Source organism: Bifidobacterium imperatoris (assembly GCF_002860405.1).
Classification (GTDB): domain Bacteria; phylum Actinomycetota; class Actinomycetes; order Actinomycetales; family Bifidobacteriaceae; genus Bifidobacterium; species Bifidobacterium imperatoris.
This window is the reverse complement of the sequence record NZ_NMWV01000011.1, coordinates 99,352-121,133: the sequence shown is the minus strand read 5'-3', so window position 1 is coordinate 121,133 and position 21,782 is coordinate 99,352. Positions and strand designations below refer to the sequence as shown.

At 57.2% G+C, this 21,782-nt stretch carries 17 protein-coding genes and 1 pseudogene; 1 reads left to right on the top strand and 17 read right to left on the bottom strand.

Annotated features, from left to right (window positions below; translation table 11 throughout):
* Positions 1-173 precede the first annotated feature (173 nt).
* Complete coding sequence (locus Tam1G_RS04735; RefSeq protein WP_165781910.1) at positions 174-1,733, bottom strand: peptidase U32 family protein; 1,560 nt, start codon at positions 1,731-1,733, stop codon at positions 174-176.
* A gap of 81 nt (positions 1,734-1,814) precedes the next feature.
* Positions 1,815-1,991 carry a hypothetical protein gene (locus Tam1G_RS11650; RefSeq protein ID WP_165781908.1) on the bottom strand — a complete coding sequence of 59 codons (177 nt, stop codon included), beginning with the start codon at positions 1,989-1,991 and terminating at the stop codon, positions 1,815-1,817.
* 98 nt (positions 1,992-2,089) lie between these two features.
* Between Tam1G_RS11650 and Tam1G_RS04730 the strand changes: the two genes are divergently transcribed.
* Positions 2,090-3,112 (top strand): tRNA (guanine(37)-N(1))-methyltransferase, encoded by a 1,023-nt coding sequence (locus Tam1G_RS04730; RefSeq protein WP_101625648.1) that lies wholly within the window; start codon positions 2,090-2,092, stop codon positions 3,110-3,112.
* An 85-nt stretch (positions 3,113-3,197) separates the two neighbouring features.
* On the opposite strand, the gene Tam1G_RS04725 is transcribed toward Tam1G_RS04730, so the two are convergent.
* The 15 genes and pseudogenes from Tam1G_RS04725 to Tam1G_RS04655 form a co-directional block, all read right to left on the bottom strand.
* Entirely contained in the window at positions 3,198-4,205 is a 1,008-nt protein-coding gene (locus Tam1G_RS04725; protein WP_101625647.1) for an alpha/beta hydrolase, read from the bottom strand.
* 55 nt (positions 4,206-4,260) lie between these two features.
* On the bottom strand, positions 4,261-5,286 hold the full coding sequence (locus Tam1G_RS04720) for an alpha/beta hydrolase (protein WP_101625646.1): 1,026 nt from the start codon (positions 5,284-5,286) through the stop codon (positions 4,261-4,263).
* 154 nt (positions 5,287-5,440) lie between these two features.
* Positions 5,441-6,709, bottom strand: a complete 1,269-nt coding sequence (locus Tam1G_RS04715) for an MFS transporter (RefSeq protein WP_242689707.1) — start codon at positions 6,707-6,709, stop codon at positions 5,441-5,443.
* 188 nt (positions 6,710-6,897) lie between these two features.
* Complete coding sequence (locus Tam1G_RS04710; protein ID WP_242689706.1) at positions 6,898-7,830, bottom strand: AraC family transcriptional regulator; 933 nt, start codon at positions 7,828-7,830, stop codon at positions 6,898-6,900.
* Between the two features lie 4 nt (positions 7,831-7,834).
* Positions 7,835-8,452, bottom strand: coding sequence for a 16S rRNA (guanine(966)-N(2))-methyltransferase RsmD (gene rsmD / locus Tam1G_RS04705; RefSeq protein ID WP_165781907.1), 618 nt, complete (start codon positions 8,450-8,452; stop codon positions 7,835-7,837).
* Positions 8,453-8,539: 87 nt separating this feature from the next.
* Entirely contained in the window at positions 8,540-9,388 is an 849-nt protein-coding gene (locus tag Tam1G_RS04700; RefSeq protein ID WP_207553097.1) for an ABC transporter ATP-binding protein, read from the bottom strand.
* Between the two features lie 12 nt (positions 9,389-9,400).
* Positions 9,401-10,489, bottom strand: coding sequence for a taurine ABC transporter substrate-binding protein (locus Tam1G_RS04695; protein WP_165781906.1), 1,089 nt, complete (start codon positions 10,487-10,489; stop codon positions 9,401-9,403).
* A 125-nt stretch (positions 10,490-10,614) separates the two neighbouring features.
* Positions 10,615-11,532, bottom strand: a complete 918-nt coding sequence (locus Tam1G_RS04690) for an ABC transporter permease (protein WP_101625643.1) — start codon at positions 11,530-11,532, stop codon at positions 10,615-10,617.
* A gap of 49 nt (positions 11,533-11,581) precedes the next feature.
* Positions 11,582-13,219: an MFS transporter gene (locus Tam1G_RS04685; RefSeq protein ID WP_101625642.1), complete on the bottom strand. Its 1,638-nt coding sequence runs from the start codon at positions 13,217-13,219 to the stop codon at positions 11,582-11,584.
* A 53-nt stretch (positions 13,220-13,272) separates the two neighbouring features.
* Positions 13,273-14,967 carry an amidohydrolase gene (locus Tam1G_RS04680; RefSeq protein ID WP_165781905.1) on the bottom strand — a complete coding sequence of 565 codons (1,695 nt, stop codon included), beginning with the start codon at positions 14,965-14,967 and terminating at the stop codon, positions 13,273-13,275.
* Between the two features lie 49 nt (positions 14,968-15,016).
* Positions 15,017-16,147 (bottom strand): iron-containing alcohol dehydrogenase family protein, encoded by a 1,131-nt coding sequence (locus Tam1G_RS04675; protein ID WP_101625640.1) that lies wholly within the window; start codon positions 16,145-16,147, stop codon positions 15,017-15,019.
* Positions 16,148-16,177: 30 nt separating this feature from the next.
* Positions 16,178-17,539, bottom strand: coding sequence for an aminotransferase class III-fold pyridoxal phosphate-dependent enzyme (locus tag Tam1G_RS04670; RefSeq protein ID WP_101625639.1), 1,362 nt, complete (start codon positions 17,537-17,539; stop codon positions 16,178-16,180).
* Positions 17,540-17,766: 227 nt separating this feature from the next.
* Positions 17,767-18,939: a PucR family transcriptional regulator gene (locus Tam1G_RS04665; RefSeq protein WP_101625638.1), complete on the bottom strand. Its 1,173-nt coding sequence runs from the start codon at positions 18,937-18,939 to the stop codon at positions 17,767-17,769.
* A 15-nt stretch (positions 18,940-18,954) separates the two neighbouring features.
* A complete protein-coding gene (locus tag Tam1G_RS04660; protein WP_101625637.1) occupies positions 18,955-19,674 on the bottom strand; it encodes a sulfite exporter TauE/SafE family protein in 720 nt (239 codons plus the stop codon).
* 68 nt (positions 19,675-19,742) lie between these two features.
* A pseudogene (locus Tam1G_RS04655) lies at positions 19,743-21,773 on the bottom strand (ATP-dependent DNA helicase RecG); the annotation flags it as partial.
* Positions 21,774-21,782 lie beyond the last annotated feature (9 nt).

The window sequence follows — 21,782 nt, the reverse complement described above, 5'->3', positions numbered from 1 at the left end:
CAATCCTCCCGAATTTCTTGCACTGAGTGTTCGTCAGTACAAGTATTTCCGGAAAACAAGGTTGTTTCCCCGAAATTCTTGCGCTGACATCATCTCAGTGCAAGAAATTCGGGATGTGTGGGATTATTTCCTAAGATATTTGCGCTGAAAAACAGGACGCTGATTGGATGCGACTATTCGGCTTTCAATGTGGGCTTTTTGGTGCGGGAACGGATAGCTGCATTGACCGGCACCTGATGCGGGCAAGGCATGGAGAACACATGCGCTGGATTGTTGATGGCCGGCACCGGCAATCCTTCGGCATCCCTTAAGCCGTCTTCCGGCACGGTGAACACCAGTGGGCGCTCACCTGGCAGCAGGAATTCAACCTCCTGACCGGGCTCAATCTTGTTTCGGCTCATCAAAGTCACACGACCGCCTTCATCGGCGCTCCAGCTCAGCACTTCACCGACCACCAACCATGAACGGAAGTAGGCGGAACGGTCAGTGTTCTGCGTCACCTTGTGTTCCGGATAGTAGAAACCGGTGGAATAGTCACGGTGGGCCACCTTGTCGGTCTCCTCAAGCAGCCATTCGGGCAGCTCGACGTGCGGAGCAGGGCGTACCGCCGCATGTTTCCAGTCGCTTTCGATGATTTCCGCTGCGGTATTGGATTTGCGGCGGGTTGAGCGAGCGTGGGCGCTCATGCCATCCGGCTCCGGCCTAGTGGCGGCATCAACAGCTTCAACACGCTCATAGCCCTCATCGGCAACTCCGGCAAACGCCTTATCAGCGTTGCGCATGATCGCATCCGCCTCATCGGACTTGCCGAAGTCCGGGTCGCCCGGACGAATCACCTGATCATGGAAGGGCTTCAGCACCATGCCATCGGCATCCTCGAAGCCTCGCTGAATCATGTATTCGTTCACCGCGGTCTTATAGGCGTTGGTCATGGCGGCAATATAGTAAGCGCTCTTCGCACGACCTTCGATTTTGAGGCTCGTGGCACCGGAATCGATCAGATCATCCAAGTGGCCGAGCATGTTCATATCCTGCGAGTTGAACAGGTAGGCTCCATCCTCGGTCTGTTCAATCGGGAAATACTGGCCGGGGCGCTTCTCCTCCACAATCGAATACTTCCAACGGCATGGCTGCGCGCATTCGCCATGATTGCCGTCGCGTCCGGTCAGGTAATTGGAGAACAGGCAACGGCCGGAGAAGGCCATGCACATCGCACCATGCACGAAGCATTCGATATCGAGGTCGTCCGGAATGTTCGCGCGGATGTCGCGCACGGCCTGCAAATCCATCTCACGAGCCAGCACCACGCGGCGAGCGCCAAGTTCATAGAATGCGTTAGCGGCCTGATAATTGGTCACGCCGGCCTGAGTGGAAACGTGCAGTTCCAGATTCGGTGCTACTTGGCGGGCCATCATCATCACGCCGATATCGGAAACAATCAGCGCATCCACACCGGTATCTTTGAGCTGACCCACGTATTCGCGCATCGCCTCGATCTCATTGTTGCGCGGCAGGACGTTGCAGGTCACGTACACGCGGGCACCACGCTCATGCGCGTAACGGGAGCCTTCCTCGAAGTCCTCAAGGCTCAGGTTCTTTGGCGCCGAGCGCATCCCGAAAGCCTTGCCGCCGCAGTAAACGGCATCGGCACCATAATCAACCGCAGCCTTCAGACCGCGCAAATTGCCGGCCGGAGACAGTACTTCCGGCTTCTTGCGTGTGGGGATTCTCATCGTCGTATTCATCACGCAATAGTGTAACGACAAGCCTGTAATGCGTTTTATCTAGCTGATTTCTGATTATTATCTCAATTGCTACCACGCTGACTTGTCAGTAACAATCAACACTGCACATATCGCAGATACAACGAATGCAAGCCATACTAGATAGTTTCCGGTGATTCGTCCCAGCACAACCACCGCAGCCAAATTCGCGATCAGCATGATGGTCAGCAATAATCTCAGCTTCCAGTTGTAACGATTGTTGTTCATGTAACCCTCCGCTTGTTCGACAACACTGTCTGACTTGTCAATTATCGCACCGGAAAGAGGCACATGCAACGGGAGGGGTATCGGTAGGCTTATGTTGCATGAAGATCGATATCGTGAGCGTATTCCCCGAATACTTTGAAGTGCTGAACCTGAGCCTGATGGGCAAGGCCCAGTCCAAGGGTCTGCTGGAAATCACCGCACACAATCTGCGTGACTGGACCCATGATGTGCACCATTCGGTGGATGACACTCCGGTCGGCGGCGGCGCTGGCATGGTGATGAAGCCTGAAGTATGGGCCGAATGCTTGGATGAGCTGCTCGGCTTGCCAACCCCGAACGAAGACGACTCCCCAGACGAGCTCGTTTTCCCCACTTCTGAATTTGCGGACTCCCCCGTTGAGGAAGCACTTGACTTTTCCGAGATTCATGATGATGCCACCTTCGATGACGATATTGAAGATGCCGAAAACGCCGGCGAAATCGCCGATATCGTTGACGGCAGTGAGAACAAGCCCGGGGACGCCGAGGCAACCTCCTTGCCGGCAGATGAGTCTGAAACCTCACATGTTGCCCCGGTATTAATCTTCCCGAACCCGTCCGCTCCCCTGTTCACTCAGCGTGATGCCACTGAGCTGAGCCATGCCGAGCATCTGCTATTCGGCTGCGGTCGATATGAGGGCTATGACTCCCGCATTCCTGATTACTACCGCGCGCAAGGCGTTGATGTACGTGAGTATTCTATTGGCGATTATGTGTTGAACGGTGGCGAAGTGGCGGTTTCCGTGATGCTTGAGGCCATTACCCGCCTGATGCCGGGATTCATGGGCAACCCGGATTCGATTGTGGAGGAATCCTACACCGGCGAAGGCGCGTTGTTGGAGCATCGCCAGTACACGAAGCCGGCAGTGTGGCGCGGCCTAAAGGTGCCGGATGTGCTGCTTTCCGGCGACCACGGCAATGTGGATCGTTTCCGCCGTGATGAAGCGTTGACTCGCACCAACGAAATACGGCCGGACCTTATCGAAGCCTTGGATTGCAAGGCTTTAGATAAGGCCGACCGTAAAACGTTGATGGCGTTAGGCTGGGAGGTTTCCGCCGCTCATCCGCGCAGGCTGAACTGATATTGATCAAAGCCGATACATACAACAAGTGCGGTTCTCCCAACAACCAGGGAGAACCGCACTTGCTTGTAATAACAACTACTGTTTACAGCCGCTCTGCAAGCCAGTCCAGCACCAGACCGACCGCACGGTCGCTGCGGAAACCGTAGGCGGCATGGCTGGCGTTGCCGAGCTTGTAGAAGGTCACGTCCTTGTTCAAGGCCTTCATTGTGGCGTAGAGACGGCAACTCTGGTTGAACGGCACCAGCAAATCGCGACCACCGTGCATGATGAGCGTCGGTGGCGTCGCGCGGTCGGCATCGAGATAACTCATCGGCGATGCGTTGCGGCTCAGCTCCGGGTGTTCCAGCACGTTCACGCCACCGATTTCCATGCCTTCCGGGCATTCGGCCGGCGCATGGTTCTGGGAGCTCGGATAGTAGTTCATCATGGCGAAGTCGGTCGGGCCGTACCAGTCCACAATGCACTTCACTTCAGCACTCACCGGCTGATAATCCGACGTATCCGGCACAGTATCACCTGTGAAACCGGCCATCAGCACCGTGTGACCGCCTGCGGAGTCACCGAACAGGCCGATGCGATTGGGGTCTACGCCAAGACGTTCGGCGCTGGCTCGCACGTAGCGCACGGCGGTTTTGCAATCCTGCATCTGTGCCGGAAACGGAGCGATATCGCTCGGACGGTATTCGGGAACAACTACTACGTATCCTTTTTCCGCCAGACGGATGTACAGACTGTTGAAGCTGGACGGATTTGGCTTGTGGAACGCGGCACCGCGCATATAGACGATGACTGGCCAACCGGATTCGGGCTTGCCATCCGGCATATTGCCGTCGTCGTGGAACGGCGTGTAGATATCCACGCCGAGCGGCAGTTCGCTGCCGTCGCCGAGCGTACGGGTCACATAGGTTTCCTGGGTGATGTACGTGGAGTAGAGGAAATCGTCGGTATCGAGGTCATCGATGACGATGCAGCCTTCCGGCAGTTCCTCGGTGCGAGGGAACTGTGCCACTTGGCTGGGCGGTGTCGGAATGGGGGCTAGAGGATGGGCGGCAGGCGGCGCAACCTGGGATTCAATGTCAATAGTGGTCATAGTGTTTCTTCTTTACAGTGTGGGTCGGCTCAACTTTCCCAGTTGGCACAACGGTTTATAGACGATTCGTAAGCCAGTCAAACACGATGTTCAGCGCGGCGTCGCTGCGGAAACCGTAGCAGGCATGGCAGGAATTATCGAGCTTGTAGAAGGTCACATCCTTGCCCAACGCCCTCATCGTGGCATACAGACGGCAGCTCTGATTGAATGGCACCAGCTGATCGCGACCACCGTGCATGATCAGCGTCGGCGGCGTCGGACGGTCTGCGCTTAGGTAGGTCATCGGCGAAGCCGCCTTGTTCAGGTCTGGATGTTCGAGCACATCCACGCCACCGATTTCCACACCTTCCGGGCATTCAGGCACATGATGGTTCTGCGAACTCGGGTAATGGTTCATCATGGCGAAGTCGGTCGGGCCGTACCAGTCCACAATGCACTTCACTTCAGCACTCACCGGCTGATAATCCGACGTATCCGGCACAGTATCACCTGTGAAACCGGCCATCAGCACGGTGTGGCCGCCGGAGGAGTCGCCCCAGAGTGCCACACGATCCTTATTGGCGTGGAAGCGTTCGGCATTGGTGCGCATGAAGCGAACCGCGGTCTTGCAATCCTGCATCTGCGCCGGGAACGGAGCGTCGTCGCTGGCACGATATTTCACGGCAGCCACCACATAACCACGTTCAGCAATGCGCACATAGTAATTAAGGTAGTCGAGCACATTCTGCTCATGGAAGGCCGAACCGCGTACGAACACGATCACCGGCCAACCACCTTCCGGGATCTCGCCTTCCGGCATGTTGTCCACGCCCGGCGTGAACACCCACAGCGGCAGATCCACGGAGGTGCCGTCCGCCAATTGGCGCGTTACATAGGTGACTTGTTCCATATCCACCGGGTAGCCGAAGGAATCCTCAGTGGGCTCATCGAGTACGATGCAGCCTTCCGGCACTTCATCGGTGTGTTGGAAGTACTTGGTTTCCGGAATCGGTGTGGGAACGGGGGCGAGCGGTTGCGGAGAGGGCGGCGCAATCATGGAGGAGATATCAGGGGCTGCGTAACCATTCAGCGGACTATTCATAGTAGTCTTCCTTAGCTTCAGTGCTTGGATGGGGAACAAATGAGAATGTGGTTATGACGGTGGCGGCCATAATGACCGCCACTGGTTGGGAATTCAATGGTGAGGCATTGCTGCCACAAGCGTTGATTTGATTGTGAGCTTCTGCCAGTCGGGCCTACTTGGCGGCTTCGGCGGAAACTTCAGCAGCCGGCTTCTTCTTGTCGAAGGCGTTGAAAACAAGCACCATCACAATGCAGATAATCATCATGACGCCGGCTTCGTTCAGGGACTTCCAGGTGCTGGTCAGCCCGGTGATGGCACCGAGTGCCGCGAACGCATAGGTGGGCAGGAAGGAACCGACCGAGTTACCGAAGAAGGCATAAGAGGTGGCCTGTGCGGAGATGGTCGGATCGGTGTGCTCATTGACCAGGAAGTTCACGTACGGCATGAACCAGCAGAAGCCGACGCCGAAGAGCACGCCTGCAACATACCATGTGCCCAGAGAAGCGGTGTTAGCCCACAGGAACAAGCCTGCTGCCTCCATAGCGATGGCGATGATGCCGATGAACATGCCGGTGAAGCGCTTGACGAAACCGAACAGGAAACCGCCGATGAAGGAGGAGATGGAGACAACGGTCATAACGGTGGCGGCCTGAACAGCGGTGATGACACCGGTCTCCTCGGCAGCCAAGGACAGGTTCACGGTGTAGAAGCCGTAACCGGTGGCGAATACGATCTGCAGAATCATGCCGAAGTAAGCGCCGAACGGCATCTTGGTGCGCTTCGGCTTGTCGGAGGTAGACTGCTCATCCTTGTGCACCTTGCCGATTTCGTTCACACTGTTCGGCACGAAAACGAGCACAATGAAGAACACAAGGAGAGCAATGAAGTAGACGAAGTAGAAGTAGTGCCAATCGAAGGTCATGATGCCGGCGATGGCGGAGGAGAAGATTGTGGCGCCCAAGCCCACCATAGCGGACTGAATACCCATCATCGTGTCGGCTTCGCGCCCCTTGAAGCAGTCGACGATCAGAGAGGCGGAAAGCGGCTGAATCAGGCCGACTCCGAAGCCACAAATCACACGAAGCACGATCTTGAAGGCAAGCGACGGCACGAACATAGGCAGGAAACCACCGGCGAAGCACAGCAGGGTTCCCAACAGGCACAGGTTCTTCTTACCGACCTTGTTGGCCAGGAAACCGCCAATCAGCGTAGCGATGATGCCACCGATCACCGGCACGTTCACGAATGACTGCAGCTCCATAGTGGAGGCATTCGGGAAGTCCTGCTTGAGGCTGGAGACCACGGCCATCGTCACCGAAACGCTGCACAGCAGCAGGGACAGCGACAGGATTGCGCTTTTCAGTAAGGTTCGCGCACCGCCACTTTGTGGCAGTGATGCTACGGCATCCTGAGTACCGGAGATCACGGGTTCGTTGCTCATGTTGAAGCTCCTTTGCTTGTGATTGATTTGCCTCGTTCGCAAATGTGTCTTCAGCATACGGAGCACACGAAGTGCCAACTGGTCAAAAAATTGACCCTTATCCGTCACATTGTGACGTGTTCCATCAAGACATACTTGAGGGTAACCATTTCAGTGTCATAAAGCGCAATCATCAAATGACTGCAACATCAGTGTTCGCCGACCGCGTTGCCGCTCCCGCGATAATGTCTGCGGAATGCGGCCGGAGTCATGCCGAATCTGGCGGCAAACGCGCGGGCCAGCGAGCGCGGATGGGAGAATCCGTTGCGCTCGGCAATTTGCGCGATGGTGAAGTCGCCGTTCAATAGATCATCCACTGATGACTGCAGACGAATTTCGGTCAGGTACTGGTCTGGGGTCACGCCGGAGCAGCGTTTGAACAGTCGGGAGAAGTATTCGCGTGAATACCCGAAACGTTGTGCAATCTGAGCAATGGTGATATCGCTGGCGAAGTGCGTGCTCATATAGTCGGTGATGTTCTGGATTTCTCCCAAAGCCGTTGCGGTCTGCTGTGAAGCATTGTCAAGCGTCCATTCCTTATCGAGATGATTCAGGATGGTATACAGGAGGGCATTCATGCAGATGAGCTGCATGTCCGATTCACTGAATACGCAGTCGATCATGCGCTCGCACAAATCCACCAATTCGTCGGCAGTGTGTTCGCAGCCGCGCCCCAGCGGCACACCTTGCACGAGATGGCGGTTTGATAGGCCTGCGTTCAACCGGGAAAGATATTCACCATCGAAGGTGATGGACAGGCAGCATTGCCCGTCCTTGTATGGGTCGGGATGAATGGAATGCAGACTTTTAGGACTCATCAAGCATATCTGTCCATCATCGATGGTGGTTTCTTCGCCGTCGATGAATATGTGCACTCGCCCATGACGGGAGTAGATCAGTTCACTGCCCAGATGCCAATGCAATGGCACATCCTGTGCCGGCATTTCCGTATGGACGCGCACAATGGCCGGGCAGATGGGCGAGCATCCCCATGATTCGTGATGGTCGTCGTCGATGACCGAGTCGTAATCAAGGTCTTGATCGACATGGAACATCCGCTGCGATGCTTCGGGAGTAAACATGGTGTCACTCGCCTTGCTCGGCTGGCGCAGATTCAGCGAACTCAGCAGATTCAGCAATCGGTTCGATATAGAACACGGCAGTTTCGCCGTAGTTGCGATGCTCGGTGATCTCCCAGCCTTCTGGCGCAGTGGGATCATCGGAGCGAATCGAGCGTTCGAGCATAATCACCGTGCTCTCGTGGGTGGCGCTGCCAACCGCCAAGTCGGCGAGCAGCTGATCGCATGCCGCGGTTTCATAGGCGTATGGCGGGTCGATGAAAATCACATCGAACGGCTCGCCAAAGCCGTCTGCCACTGCTTCGGCCTTCTTCACCAGCACGCGGGCGCGCAAATCGGCGCTCCATGAACGGTTCTTCTTGAGGTCGGCCAGCGTTTTGGCAATCAATGCAGCTGCCGGACGGGAGCTTTCCACAGCCACCAGTTCGCGAGCACCGCGGCTTAACGCTTCGATGCCAAGCGCGCCCGTGCCAGCGAACAGGTCCAAAACCCGAGCCTCATCCAAGACTCCCCATGAGTCCAAGTGGGAGAAGATGGCTTCCTTAGTGCGGTCGGTGGTGGGCCGGGTACCGGTTTTCGGGGTGGCGAGTGCCATACCTTTGAATCGTCCTGAAATTACGCGCATGGTCACCAGCTTAGCGCGAGAAGACTACCCCTCAGTCAGCTTCGCCGCCAGCTCCCCTGACAAGAGGAGCCCACGCAGTGCCGTGAACTACTCCTGATCGTCCTGGACGTAGATGGCTTGGGTGATTTCCTCCCGCAGCTTCACGAATTCCGGCATGGCACGCACTTTCTCCATATTGTCCGGATCATCAGGGTCGCGCGGGAGCGTAATCGGAATATCCATTTTCACGGTTCCCGGATGCGCGCTCATCACAATCACGCGAGTGGCCAGGAAAATGGCCTCGTCCACGCTGTGGGTGATGAAGAACACCGTGCTGTGACGTTCGCGCCAGATGCGCAGCAGCTCGTTCTGCAGCTTCTCGCGGGTCAAGGCGTCCAGTGCACCATAGGGTTCGTCCATCAGAATCAGGTCCGGCTCGGTGGCGAGCACGCGGGCAATTTGCGCACGCTGCTGCATGCCGCCGGAGAGTTCGTATGGACGGCGGTCGGCAGCGGAGGCCAGCCCCACCAAGTCAAGGAAGTGATCAGCCTTCTCTTTGCGCTCGCCCGCCGGAACACCTTGCATTTTCATGCCGAATTCCACATTCTTGCGCACGGTGAGCCACGGGTAGAGCGGCGGCTTCTGGAAGACCACACCACGCTTCGGGCTGGGGCCGTTGATGGCCACGCCACCGGAGATCAGTTCGCCGTCTGATGGCTTTTCAAATCCGGCCAGCATGTTAAGCAGCGTGGTTTTGCCGCAACCGGAACGACCGACCACACAAATGAAGTCGTGTTTGTTGATGGTCAGATTGATATCGTGCAGAGCAGTCACATGGTCGCCCTGCTGGGTAACGAAGCGCTTATTGACACCGCGGATATCCACGGCCACGCCCTGGTCATCCATCGTCTTCTTCTCGGTGAGCTCACCCCAGGTGAGTACGTTGTCGTTCGCCATGATAAGTCCTTTCTACTGCTTGGCCACTTGGTCGATGGCATCGGTGTACAGCACGCTGGAGTAGTCGTCGCTTACCTTGTCCAGACTGCCTTGGGTCTTGAGGAATTCGGCGGTGTCCTTGAAGATGCCTGGCAGCTGGCCGTGGAAGATATCGCTTTGATCCTTGGCCTGCGGGTAGGTGTAGCCCTTGAACTGCTTTTTCACATCAGCCACCGAGTTGCCGAGAATCGTGGAAATAGATTCCGCGGAGTCCGCCTCTTTGCTGGAGATCAGCCCAGCCGCATAATTCTCCACGGCGGTCCAGGTCTCCATCACCTTCGGATTGGCCTTGATGAACGCGTCGGTAGCAAGCTCCATATCGTATGTGGCGGAACCGGATTTTGCAGTGGCCGCGCTGGAGGTCACGATGGCGCCGCCGTCCGCCTTCAGCTTGCTCAAGACCGGATCCCACACCCAGGCCGCATCGATTTCGCCGCGGGTCCACGCGGCGGACATCTTGTCCGGGTCAAGGTTGATGAGGTTCACGCTGGTTTCGTTCATGCCAGCATTGTGCAATGCGGAAAGCAGCGAGAAGTGCGAGGTAGAACCAAATGGTACGGCGATGTTCTTGCCGGCAAGATCTTTAATGGACTTGTAGTCACCACCGTGGGCCACCAGAGATTCAGCGTCACCGATGATGTCATGAATCCACACCACTTTGACCGGCAGGTTCAGCGGGGCCGATGCCGCACGCACGGCCGGCGAGGAGCCAGCCAAGCCGATATCCAGTGAGTTCGAGCCGAACGCCTGAATCACATCACCACCGGAGTTGAATTGACTCCATTGGATAGTGGCGTTCGGCAAACAGGCTTCCAACAGTCCCTTATCTTTGACAATCAGGTCCGCGTTCGGAATGGCCTGCCACGCGATGCGGATGGTACCTTTGAAGTCCTCGTTCTTGGCTGATGACACTGGGCAGTCAGTTACGGCTGCGCCCGAGGTGTTGCCGACCAGTTCGTCGGCGGTGGGCATTTTGCCGCAGCCGGCAAGGCTAGTGAGTACTGTAGCGGATACCAGCAATGCACCAATCTTACGGACTGTTTCACGGGTTGTTTCACGCATGTTCGATTCCTCTCTTACGACGTACAACGTTGATGTCGCGCACTCCATATGACTACCCCTCAGTCGGCTTTGCCGGTAGCTCCCCTCACAGGGGGAGCTGAGAGGATTCGTCATCACAACGGCACCTATTCCTTGCCCACCCACGGGGTCACCAGATGGGTGATGCCGAGAATCAGCCAGTCGAGCAGCAGGGCCGCGATGCCGATCACGAAGATGCAGGCGATGGTCAGTGGCGTATTGAGTTCGGTGCCGGAGAGATAGGCGAGCGCGCCGATACCGGGGATACCATTGTTAAGTTCGGCGGCCACCACGGTGGTCCAAGCGAAGCCGACCGCCAGTCGGATGCCGTTCATAATGGAGGGCAATGCGCTTGGGAAGACGACGAACAGGAACGCCTTCGGGCGGGAAGCGCCCAACGATAGCGCGGAGTTCACGCGATCACGGTTCACACCGTTGATGCCATCAACGGTGGCGAGCACAATCGGCGGGAATGCGGCAAGGAACAGCAGCCAGATCTTGGTGGTGTCACCGATACCGAACCAGACAATCAAGAGGCCGATGTAGCCGAGCGGCGGCAGTGCGCGAATGAAGTTGATGTACGGCAGGATGATGCGGTTCAACCAACCGATTTCCGCCAGAATGAAGCCGACCAGCACGCCGACCACAATGCCCAACGCCATGCCGATGCCGATGCGTTCCAGCGAGACTACGAGATGCTGCCAGAGGAAGTACTGCTGCTCACCGCAGACGATACGTGAGGAACCAGCTGATGCCGGGCGGCAGCTGTTTGCCTCGATGAATGCATCCCATACGGCTTTCGGGCCAGGCAGATACAACGAATTGATCAGACCTGCCGAGGTGACACCCCACCATACGGCAATCAGCAACACCAGCGAGATAATCGGCTGGATTTTCTTCGACTTCATCCATGCCGGCATCGGTTTGCGCTTGGCGGTAGCCGCACCTTCCACAATTGATGTGCCGGCCACCGCGGTTCCCGCCACGACTGGCGTATCCGGATTCGGTGTTGTCGCTTCACTCATATCGTCTCTCCTTAGTGTTCACATTCGTTCACGAATCTTGCCGGCGGCATTACTGTTCGATATGCGTCGACGCCTCTGCCTGCGGATCGCGAATCGCGATTCCGGTACGGGCGGAGAGTTCACGTGCACGTTCGAGCTCATGGAAGTCAGGCCATTCGATGGTGCTGCCTTCCGGCGCGGTGCCGGTCGGGGTGATGCCCTCGTACTTGACGAGCAGGCGAGCTTCTTCGCCGGTGATGCCCTTGCGCTTGACGCGTAGCACCTCCACGTTGTAGAGCACTCGGTCACGGCTTAACGGGTAGATAATCACCAGGCACACAAAGGTGAGCAGGAAGAATACGCCGGGCACCAGGGTCGCCACATTGTAGAGCGCGGTCTTGGTGGCCGCCGATTGCACTGCTGTGGCACCGGATTGGTAGCCGACCCAGTCGAGCGACAGGCCGGCCAGCTCACCGGCCACTGCCTGGCCGATCTTGCGGGCGAACGAGTAGCAGGAGAAGCAGGTGGCTTCCTCACGAGTGTCACGTGTGACTTCGATATCGTCGATCACATCGGTGATCATGGCCCAGATCACCAAGTTGAAGCCCATCAGCGCGAAGTACATGAACACTGCGCCAACGAGGAACACGATGCCGCTGCGGGTTTGAATCACGAACAGCAGCAGCATGGAGACAGCGCCCAGCGCTGAGGCGAACGCGCAGATGGACTTGCGGCCGAAGCGTCGAGTCAAAGGCTTGACGAACGGCACTACCAGGAACATCACCGCCGTGCCGAGCAGGCCGGAGATGGAGGCGAGCGCCGCCGAACCGAACACGTCGGTGTACACGTAGGTCATCAGCTGGTTGCTGAACAGCTGCGCCACCAGCAAGCACAGGGCGGCGGCCACGATACCCAGCATCGAACGGGAGGAGAACGCGTTGGCAATCATGTGCACAGGCGAGCGCTTCTCGCCTTCCTTGGCGTTCTGATCAGGGTCGGGATGCACGCGTTCGGTTACGTTGAAGTAGCAGATCAGGTAGCCGATGAATGCGGCAATGGATACTACTGCAGCCACGATGGCGAAGATATGTGTGCCGTCGCCACCACGGATGACCTGATGACCGTCCACCTTCTGGTAAATCACGATTGGTGCCACAATGCCGAGAATCAAGCCGCCGATAGTGCCACCCATGCTGCGCATGGTGGACAGGCTGGTGCGGTCGTCTGCTTCGGCGGAAATGGTGGAGGCCAGGGAGCCGAACGGGATGTTGACGCAGGAGTAGAAGAAGCACCACACCACGTAGGTCACGGACATGTAGACAATCTTGACCCACATGGCGGCATCAATGGCGAACGTCTGGTACATGAGGAAGGAGAGGATCACGAGCGGTGCGGTGAATCGCATCATGGTCACACGGAATTTGCCGCCCGGATGGTCTTTGGAACGGTCCACTACCACGCCGACGGTCACGTCCATCACCGCGTCGAGCACGCGCGCCAGCAGGAACAAGGTGCCGACGATGGTACCGGGGATGCCCATGACCTTGGTGTAGAAGATCATGAACCAGGTGCCGGCGAACACGAACATGAAGTCCGTGCCGAAATCGCCGCACATGTATCCGATTTTGTCTCGCCAGCCGAATGGTCTGACGACAGCAGTACTACTGCCATCCGCCGATGCTGACTTGCTGTTGTGTGTCTTTCCCATGACGATGCCTCTCTTGGTCTTGCGCCGTGCTCGCTGTTATCCGCGCACGGCAATCACGCTGTCCAAACCGTGGTTCCTTCCTTGATGGTTTCGAGTACGTTGAGTTCGCGGACTTTGGCCGCAGCTTCGGCCTTATCCGCCGACGCGGCCAGCGGGTCCGCGTCAAGAATCGTGAGATCGGCGAGTTTGCCGGCTTCCAGAGTGCCTTTGCGCGCTTCTTCGCCGTATTGGTAGGCCGCATTGCGCGTGATGGCGCTGAAAGCCTCCCATGCACCGACGCATTGCGCCTGATCGAGCTCAACACCGTGCTTGGTAACGCGGGTCATGGCGCACCATGCCGCGAAGATGAGATCCGGCGGCACAATGGGTGAATCGGTGTGGAAAGTGAAAGGAAGATTGTAGTCAAGTGCGTCATGCACTGCGGAAATGCGGGAGGCCCGCTCGAATCCCAAGTTTTTGATGTGCGCGTCACCCCAGAACCAGCAGTGGGAGACGAATATCGAGGGAATCATGTGCACGGCTGCCATGCGCGCGTACTGATCGTTGCGGGTGAGTTGGCAGTGGACCATCACCGGGCGCAGATCGAATTTGTCGGGTTTGCTGCTGGCACGGTAGGCGGCGGTGTATTGGGTGAGGAATTGTTCGCTGGCGGCATCGCCGTTGCAATGCGCCATGACCTTCCAGCCGCGTTCGAGCGCATGGTCGAGGAATGCACGCATGGCCTCGTCGCTAAGGATGCCCGCGCCTCGGTAGCCGGCCGGCTCGCTGGCTTTTGCAGATGCCGGCAGCGGCTCGTAAGGTTCGGAAAGCCAAGCGCCTCGCGCCTGCGGGGATCCGTCCACGAACAGTTTCACGCCACCGAAGCGCAGATGATTCAGATATTGGATGCCCTCGCTGGTGCCACCGCTGGCATAGGAGCCAACGGATTCGAATACGGCATCCAGATCCTGCCCCATCATGGGGTAGCAGGTCAGATCAAGCTTCAGCTGGTGATTTTCGGCGAGTTTGACGAATCGTTCGGCGTATCCGGGTGCGGTGGCACCATCCTGGCAGGTGGTGATGCCGTGGGATGCGTAATCGTTCTGGATGGCATCGGCCAGGTCTTCGACGCCTTGGCTTGGCATGACCGCCGGATACATCAGAATCGGCATGATTGCAGGCGTTTCGGCGAAGTAGCCGTTGAGTTTGCCATCCGTATCCTTGCCGTACACGCCACCGGTTGGCGCTTCGGCATCCAGGTCGAGGCCAATGAGCTTCAACAGTGCGGTGTTGACGATGATCACATGCCCGGATACGTGGGAGATGACCGTCGGCACATCACCGAGCATGGCATCGAGTACGTGGCGGTCGGGGTGCACGCCTTCAGCCAGCTCGTTTTGATCATAATTGAAGCCGTGCAGCACACCGCCTGCGGGCAGTGGATGTGCAGCCAGAAAAGTCTTGAGTCGGGTGCCGATTTCGGCAAAATCGGCACAGCCGGCCAGGTCGGCGTCCGTCAGACGCTGACCCATGCCGGCGAAATGCGAATGGGAGTCGATGAAGCCTGGCATCAGACAGGCTCCGGCAAGGTCGTGCTCCTGAGGAACACGTCCACCCACAGTAATCATGGACTGTGCGCGATTGCGGGCTTCATCAAGGCTTCCCACGAAGGCGATGCAGCCGCGGTCATCCGTGAGCAGTGCCTGAGCGGTTGCATCGGGCGCAGTCATCGTGCGGATTGTGCCGCCAGTGTAGATCGTTGCCATCATCGTCTCCTTGCGTGTTGGTTGTAGATGCCGTTTACCGGTTCCGCGGCGATCAGTCGGTGGCGGCGAGGTGCTCGTACATGTCCTGGAGCATCTCATCGGTGATTTCGACTGGGTTGTTGTACAGGTTCGGATGGCGGCTGATGCGCACCAGGTCGGCGATCTGCTCGGCGTTCAGGTTGAGATCCTTCAATCCGGTACGCAGACCCACCTTGACCTTGAGTTCATGGATGGCGTCGGCCATTGCATCGACGTCTTCAAAGCCGATGGCGCGAGCGAACTCCTGCACGCGGCCATGCTGGGCATTCTTGTTGATGCGGGCGAACCAATCAAGCGTCAAGCCACAAGCCTCACCGTGCGGAATGCCGTGAATATTGGTCAGCGGGAAGGAGCAGGCGTGCGAGGATGTGGTCTTCGGCAGCGTGAAAGCGAGACCTGCAATCACTGACGCCTCGCACATTTTTTGACGAGCCTCGGCGTTGTTCGGTTCGGCCACAGCGATGGGCAGGTATTTGAAGACCAGCGGTGCCGCGTGGATGGCGCAGGCGTCGCAGATCGGCTGATGGCCTTTACTCCAGTAGCCTTCGATTGCCTGGCTCAGCACGTCCATACCGGTCGATGCGGTGACGTGCGGTGGCACCGAGTAGGTGAGTTCCGGGTCGATGATGGCCACGGATGGGAAGAAGCCGTCAGAGACGATCGGTGCTTTCTTGCCGAGCGCACGATTGGTGAGCACGGATACGCAAGTGACTTCTGAGCCGGTGCCTGCTGTGGTGGGCACTGCGATAATCGGCAGATGCTCCTGCGGCATGGCCTTACCGGTGCCGTGGTATTCGGCTATGGAATCGTTGGTCAATGCGATGCTGGCCGCTGACTTGGCGAGGTCCATTGCACTGCCACCGCCCATCGCCACGACGAATTTCAGGTGCTTTTCGCGAATCAGGGCCGCAGCCTTGTCCACTTCAGTAACGTCCGGGTTCGGCGAGAAGTCGGAGAAGATCTCACTGATGGCTCCTTCGGAGTCCTTAACGATTTTCTCTGCAGTGCCGTTTTGTGCGAAGAGATGTTCTGAAACGAGCAAGCCGCCTTCAGTCAAGCCCATCGAAGCGGCCACATCCTTGATTTCTCGAACGCGACCATTGCCGAAGCGAATAGCTACCGGCTGTTGATAATCCCAAAGCATGATGTTTCCTTTCCCAGCGCGAGCAGGCGGTCAATCGCAGAAGTTTTCGTCGACCCAGGTCAGGACTTCGTCCACCTTGGGCAGTTCGGCCTTGAGCTCTTCAGCGGTGATGGTCAGCGGCGGGCAGATGTTCACGTTGGTTTCACGGCCGAAGGTCAGGAAGCCCTTGTCTTTCAGGGCACCCATGATCTTGCCCATCACCGGGTTGGCGGTGTGGTACGGGCTCATCAGCTCGCGGGTTTCCTTGTTCTTGACGATGGTCATGGCGGAGAACAGACCGATGCAGCGGGATTCGCCTACGCACTTGTGCTTGGCTTCCATCTCTTCGAGGAATGGCTTCAAAATGCCTTCCATCTCCTTGACGTGGCCGGCGATATCATGCTCGACGTAGTAGTTGACTGCGGCGACGCCGGCGGCGCAGGCCAGCGTGTGGCCGGAGTAGGTCAGGCCGCACTGCAGTACGTGATCGGTGAAGTAGTCGGAAATCCGCTTGGAGACCACCACGCCTCCCAGCGGCACGTAACCGCAGGTAACGCCCTTGGCGAAGGTGAAGATATCAGGCTTGATGTCGAAGTTCTGCCAGGCGAACATCTTGCCGGTGCGGCACCAGCCTGCCATGACCTCGTCGCAAATCATCAGGATGCCATACTTGTCGCATAGGGCACGAACGCCTTCCATGTAGCCCTTCGGCGGCAAAATCACACCGTTGGCGCCAACGATGGATTCCATCAGGATGGCGGCCACGTCATCCGGGTTCTCGTAGATGAGCTGATCTTCAAGGCGCTTCAAGTACAGGGCCGTAACCTTCTCGTCATCCTCACCACGGTTGAAGCCGTCCTCGTACATGTTCGGGTTCATGAAGTGCACGAAGCTCGGGGCTGCGCCGCCGGCTTCAGTGGCGAAACGACGCCAGTCGCCGGAAGCAAAGGATGCACCCAAGGTGGAGCCGTGGTAGGAGCGGTAGCAGCTGAAGATCTTCTGGCGGCCGGTGACCATGCGGGCCATCTTGATGGCGTTTTCGTTGGAATCAGCGCCGCCGTTGGTGAAGAATACGCGCTGGTAGAAGTCGTTGCCGGCAAGGTCGACGATCATCTTGGCGAGCTTGGACTTCGGCTCAGAGGCATAGGCCGGTGCCATGAAGCACATCTTGCTGGCCTGATCCTTGATGGCGTCCACAATCTCCGGCAGTTCGTGGCCGAGGTTGGAACACACCAGCAGGGACGACATATCGGCGTACTTGTTGCCGTCATAGTCGTAAACGTAGATGCCCTTAGCGGACTTGACCGGCATCACCGGCTCGCCCTGCTTGTGCCAGGATTGCATCACATACTCGCGGTGCAGTTCAGCAACTTCTTCGCCGGTCAGTTCCTTGGTTGCCAGTGATTCGCTCATCGTCTCATCCTTTCTTAGGGGCTTTGGTGAGCCGAATGGATGAGACGATGTGAGAGAAAGAAATGTGCACGATACACAATCGAAACATTTGGTTCCGCATGTCATCCGTTCGGCGACTGCATGAAATCCTTGTGGATTCCGTGATTGCTTTGCAGTCTATGAGCGAACGCGCTGCCGTTCTATATTGCAGAACCTAAAGATGATTGTGCTCCAGCACAATCACACTCCTAGCAATCAAGAATCTCGCGCACTTGCAATCCCACAGAAAGGAACTCGCGCGTACGAAAATCAGACAAACTTACACCCAGAATGTCTTCGATTTTGTTGAGTTTGTAGCTCACGGTGTTGCGGTGCACAAACATGCTGGCTGCAGTCTCCTTGACCGAGCCGGAGAACTGGAAGTACGCATGCAGCGTTTCGGTCAAATCGGTACCGTTCACACGGTCGTATTCCACCAGTGGCCCAATGCTGTCTTGATAGTAATCTTCCAAAATCGCACGATCTGAAACGGCAAGCAACAGTTTATCGATACCTGAATTGTCGTAGAGCGCAACCTCGCCCACGCGCCCGCGCAGATGCTGCAATCGTTCCAATTTGAGTGCCTGATTATAGCTTTTGCCAATGCAACGAGCGGATCTAGTGACTTTGCCGACACCAATGTATGTGCGTTCAAGAATCACTCCGCGACTGCGTATCGCAGCGATGATTTCACGCACCATCATTTCCACCTGCTCAGCTGTATACCGAGCAAACACCAGTACAAGACGCTCTTCGATATGCGCCACGGCCACACGCCACTGGTTCGACGTAATCAACGATTCGGCTTCACGCGAGTATTTGGCGATGCGTTCGGCGTCATGACCGCTCGTTTCTCCGCACGCGCTGAACACGGTGACGCAATAGTTCCAGTCCTTGCCAAATCCGGATTGTTCGAGGTATTCAAGGTACATTTCCTCGCGATCCGGGTGGAAGATGGCGTTCTCCAGAGCGGCTGCCAGCTCCATGCTATGCTTCTCGCTCATCGTGATGGCCAAGCTGAAGCTGTGCATGATCTGCGCCATGTGCACGCTCCACGGCACTTTGAATAGCGGGAAATCATGCTTATCGCAGAACCGAATCGTATCTGGGCTGATTTGGTGGATGAACGGGCCGATATTCACTACCACACCGGTAGCTCCAGAAGCATAGGCACTTTTGACCAGCGGGTAGAGATCTTCCTGAGTTTCCAAGCCGATGCCGGTGGTAAAGGCGATTTCTTGCCCCTCGAGGAAGCCTGCAATCTCCTCGTTTTCGACCATGTGCACCCAACTCACCGGCCGTTCGAGCCCGCCTTTGCCAGCCACCAGCACCATATCCTTATCGGCGGCCTGCTCCACTAATTCCTTCAATCGGACGGTCATAGCAGCTCCTCTCCGCTATAGCACAATCGAGGCGCCGGAAATCACCAGCAGCACATAGGTGAGTTTCAGGAAAGCCTGCTGGCTCACCTGCTTTTGCAGATGGTTGCCGATGGCAATCGCCACAATCAGCGGCGGAATCGACACCGCGGTGAGCATTAACGCATGTGGCGTCATTACACCGGACACCCCTTGTTGCACAGCCAGCACCGAGTTCAGCGCCACCCATACGCATGCCATCGTGGCGCGGAATTCATTCTTGTCTTTGAGTCGCACCGCAGCGTAAATCACCAGTAGCGCACCACCGGAGATGAACATGCCATGAATCACACCGGCCAACAACACGATGATGACAAGCAGCCAGTGCGGCGGCTCCGCATGAGACGGCCATATCAGATTTTTCAACGCAATCACGATGATGAACACGCCATAGGCCTTCTGCAACGGGTCGAGAGGCAGCACTACATAGAGTGCTACGCCGGCCGCCATGCCGATAGCCATAAGCCCCACCATCTCAGCAAGAATACGCCAGCGAATATGTGCATGGTGCTGCACACCGAGCCATAAACATGCCAATAATGTGGTGATATTCAGTACTACTTTGGCGGTATCGGTACCGAGCAGCAGCATGGAGAACGGCATGGCAAGCACGGTTCCTGCGAATCCGGTGATTGCCTGAATCACGTTCGCCGCGAATAGCACGACTACAAACAACGCATCGCGCACAGTCTCGCTCATGGGCCCTCCTTGTGTAGGTAGACTGGCCCACACCGTAGTGAGTTTGCGTAAACTGGCGCGTTACGGTCTCAGTTGGAGGTCAGGAAGGTTTCGTTGCCACGCGTGAAATCGAGTACCGCTCCGGCCAGTTGCACTTCGTTCGTGAGCTCCGGGTCAGCAACCAGCACTCGTTCGGCCCGAGCGCGTGCATCGGCAATCATGTCCGCATCCTTGACCACGCGCAGCAGTTTCAGGCTTGACTTACCACCGGATTGAGCGTCGCCCAGCACATCGCCGGCACCACGGAATTCCAGGTCAGCTTGGGCGATTTCGGCACCATCAAGCGAATTATGGATGACCTCGAGTCGCTGCTCGGCAATCGATCCGGATTCGGCACGGGAAATCAGGAACGCCCACGAGCTGGTGCCACCTCGGCCTACGCGTCCGCGCAACTGGTGCAACTGAGAGAGGCCATAGCGATCGGCATCGAAAATCACGATGCAGCTGGCCTGTTTCACGTCCACGCCAACTTCAATCACCGTAGTGGATACCAAGATCGGCGTTTTGCCAGCTGCGAAATCAGCCATGACTTGAGTTTTGACATCGTCTTTATCGCGTCCGGTCAGCGTGGCGAACTGGATACCGGCAAACTGCGGGAGTTTTTGCAGTCGCCCGGCGATCTCCTCCACCGAGTGCAGCGGCGGGCGGGCCTCGGCCTCACCGTTGTCGTCATAGGTTTCGTAAGGATTATCGATACCGATACTTTCGGCGTCGCTCTGTTTGCGTTTGCCAGCTGCCGCATCCGCATCATTGTCCTCATCAATACGAGGGCAGACGATGTAGGCCCGCTCCCCCGCGTCGACGCGCGCACGGATGTGTTGTAACATGCGCACCATTGTGGGCGCATCGGCTTCGTTCACCACCACCGTGCGAATCGGCTTGCGGCCGCCGGGCAGCTCGGTAAGCCAGGAGATGTCGAGGTCGCCGAACCAAGTCATGGCGGCGGTGCGTGGAATTGGCGTGGCGGTCATCACCAACAGATGCGGCGTGGTGCCGTCATCGGTTTTGGCGTTGAGACTTTCACGCTGTTCCACGCCGAAACGATGCTGCTCATCAATCACCACTAGAGCCAGATGCGGAGCTTGGAAGGTTTTGGAGAAGGCTGCATGCGTGGCCACGATAATGCCGGGTTCACCACTGGCGGCTGCGGCCAATGCTTTGCGGCGCGCGGCAAGTTTCATGCCACCGGTCAGGAGCGTGACCGGCACTTCCGGTTTGAGGCCTGCCACCATCCTGCCAATGGTTTCAGCATGCTGCTCGGCCAGCACCTGAGTCGGCGCCACGAGCACGGCCTGGTATCCGGCACCTACAGCTTGCAGCATGGCGGCAAGCGCCACCACGGTTTTGCCGGAGCCCACTTCGCCTTGTAACAAGCGCTGCATTGGCCAATCGCGGGACAAATCGGCTGCAATGTCATCGATTACCTGCCGCTGGCCAGCAGTGAGGGCGAATGGCAGGGCGCTGATGAACTGGTCGCGGAGATTATGCACATCTCTGCCACCTTCCGCCGTATTTGCTGCGGTATTGGCTGTCGCATCACCTAGGGGGCAGGAGTGAGCCGCCGACTTATGCGCATGAGACCGGGCCTTTAACAGCGAGACCTGAGAAATGAAAGCTTCCTCATAGCGCAATGTTGCGATGGCTTCATTGAATCGGCCTCGTGAATCGGGATCATGGATAGCGAGGAATGCCTCGGCCCTATGCATGAGGTTTTTGACCGCACGAACTGATTCAGGCAGAATATCGGGGATAGCTTGAGCCAATGTGCCAACTGCTGCCGAATTTTCCGGATTGCCCGCAGCTGTATCTTCTGGCTGAGCAATCATTCCACCTGCCGCAATTCCCTCCTCCGGCTGCACAGCAATACTGCTGGTAGACGGCGGCACTAGAGCAGCCTGCGAAGCCGAGGTGCGCGCACCCATCATCCATAGAAGATTCAGAATCGTTTCATGAATATGCTCGGAGGATATGCGCGAACTGGCATGATAGACCGGACGCGGGCGGGTGACGCGCAGAACTGCTTCGTCAATAGAATCGGCGTCATATTTAAGCTTTGCGCCCATGTGTTG

What these genes read in the sequence shown, in the direction of transcription:
- Tam1G_RS04700 (WP_207553097.1), bottom strand. Translation starts at nt 9,388, where the DNA reads ATGGCGAACGACAACGTACTCACCTGGGGTGAGCTCACCGAGAAGAAG.
- Tam1G_RS04685 (WP_101625642.1), bottom strand. Translation starts at nt 13,219, where the DNA reads ATGGGAAAGACACACAACAGCAAGTCAGCATCGGCGGATGGCAGTAGT.
- Tam1G_RS04725 (WP_101625647.1), bottom strand. Translation starts at nt 4,205, where the DNA reads ATGACCACTATTGACATTGAATCCCAGGTTGCGCCGCCTGCCGCCCAT.
- Tam1G_RS11650 (WP_165781908.1), bottom strand. Translation starts at nt 1,991, where the DNA reads ATGAACAACAATCGTTACAACTGGAAGCTGAGATTATTGCTGACCATC.
- Tam1G_RS04660 (WP_101625637.1), bottom strand. Translation starts at nt 19,674, where the DNA reads ATGAGCGAGACTGTGCGCGATGCGTTGTTTGTAGTCGTGCTATTCGCG.
- Tam1G_RS04735 (WP_165781910.1), bottom strand. Translation starts at nt 1,733, where the DNA reads ATGAGAATCCCCACACGCAAGAAGCCGGAAGTACTGTCTCCGGCCGGC.
- rsmD (WP_165781907.1), bottom strand. Translation starts at nt 8,452, where the DNA reads ATGCGCGTAATTTCAGGACGATTCAAAGGTATGGCACTCGCCACCCCG.
- Tam1G_RS04680 (WP_165781905.1), bottom strand. Translation starts at nt 14,967, where the DNA reads ATGATGGCAACGATCTACACTGGCGGCACAATCCGCACGATGACTGCG.
- Tam1G_RS04670 (WP_101625639.1), bottom strand. Translation starts at nt 17,539, where the DNA reads ATGAGCGAATCACTGGCAACCAAGGAACTGACCGGCGAAGAAGTTGCT.
- Tam1G_RS04690 (WP_101625643.1), bottom strand. Translation starts at nt 11,532, where the DNA reads ATGAGTGAAGCGACAACACCGAATCCGGATACGCCAGTCGTGGCGGGA.
- Tam1G_RS04710 (WP_242689706.1), bottom strand. Translation starts at nt 7,830, where the DNA reads ATGTTTACTCCCGAAGCATCGCAGCGGATGTTCCATGTCGATCAAGAC.
- Tam1G_RS04665 (WP_101625638.1), bottom strand. Translation starts at nt 18,939, where the DNA reads ATGACCGTCCGATTGAAGGAATTAGTGGAGCAGGCCGCCGATAAGGAT.
- Tam1G_RS04720 (WP_101625646.1), bottom strand. Translation starts at nt 5,286, where the DNA reads ATGAATAGTCCGCTGAATGGTTACGCAGCCCCTGATATCTCCTCCATG.
- Tam1G_RS04695 (WP_165781906.1), bottom strand. Translation starts at nt 10,489, where the DNA reads ATGCGTGAAACAACCCGTGAAACAGTCCGTAAGATTGGTGCATTGCTG.
- Tam1G_RS04715 (WP_242689707.1), bottom strand. Translation starts at nt 6,709, where the DNA reads ATGAGCAACGAACCCGTGATCTCCGGTACTCAGGATGCCGTAGCATCA.
- Tam1G_RS04730 (WP_101625648.1), top strand. Translation starts at nt 2,090, where the DNA reads ATGAAGATCGATATCGTGAGCGTATTCCCCGAATACTTTGAAGTGCTG.
- Tam1G_RS04675 (WP_101625640.1), bottom strand. Translation starts at nt 16,147, where the DNA reads ATGCTTTGGGATTATCAACAGCCGGTAGCTATTCGCTTCGGCAATGGT.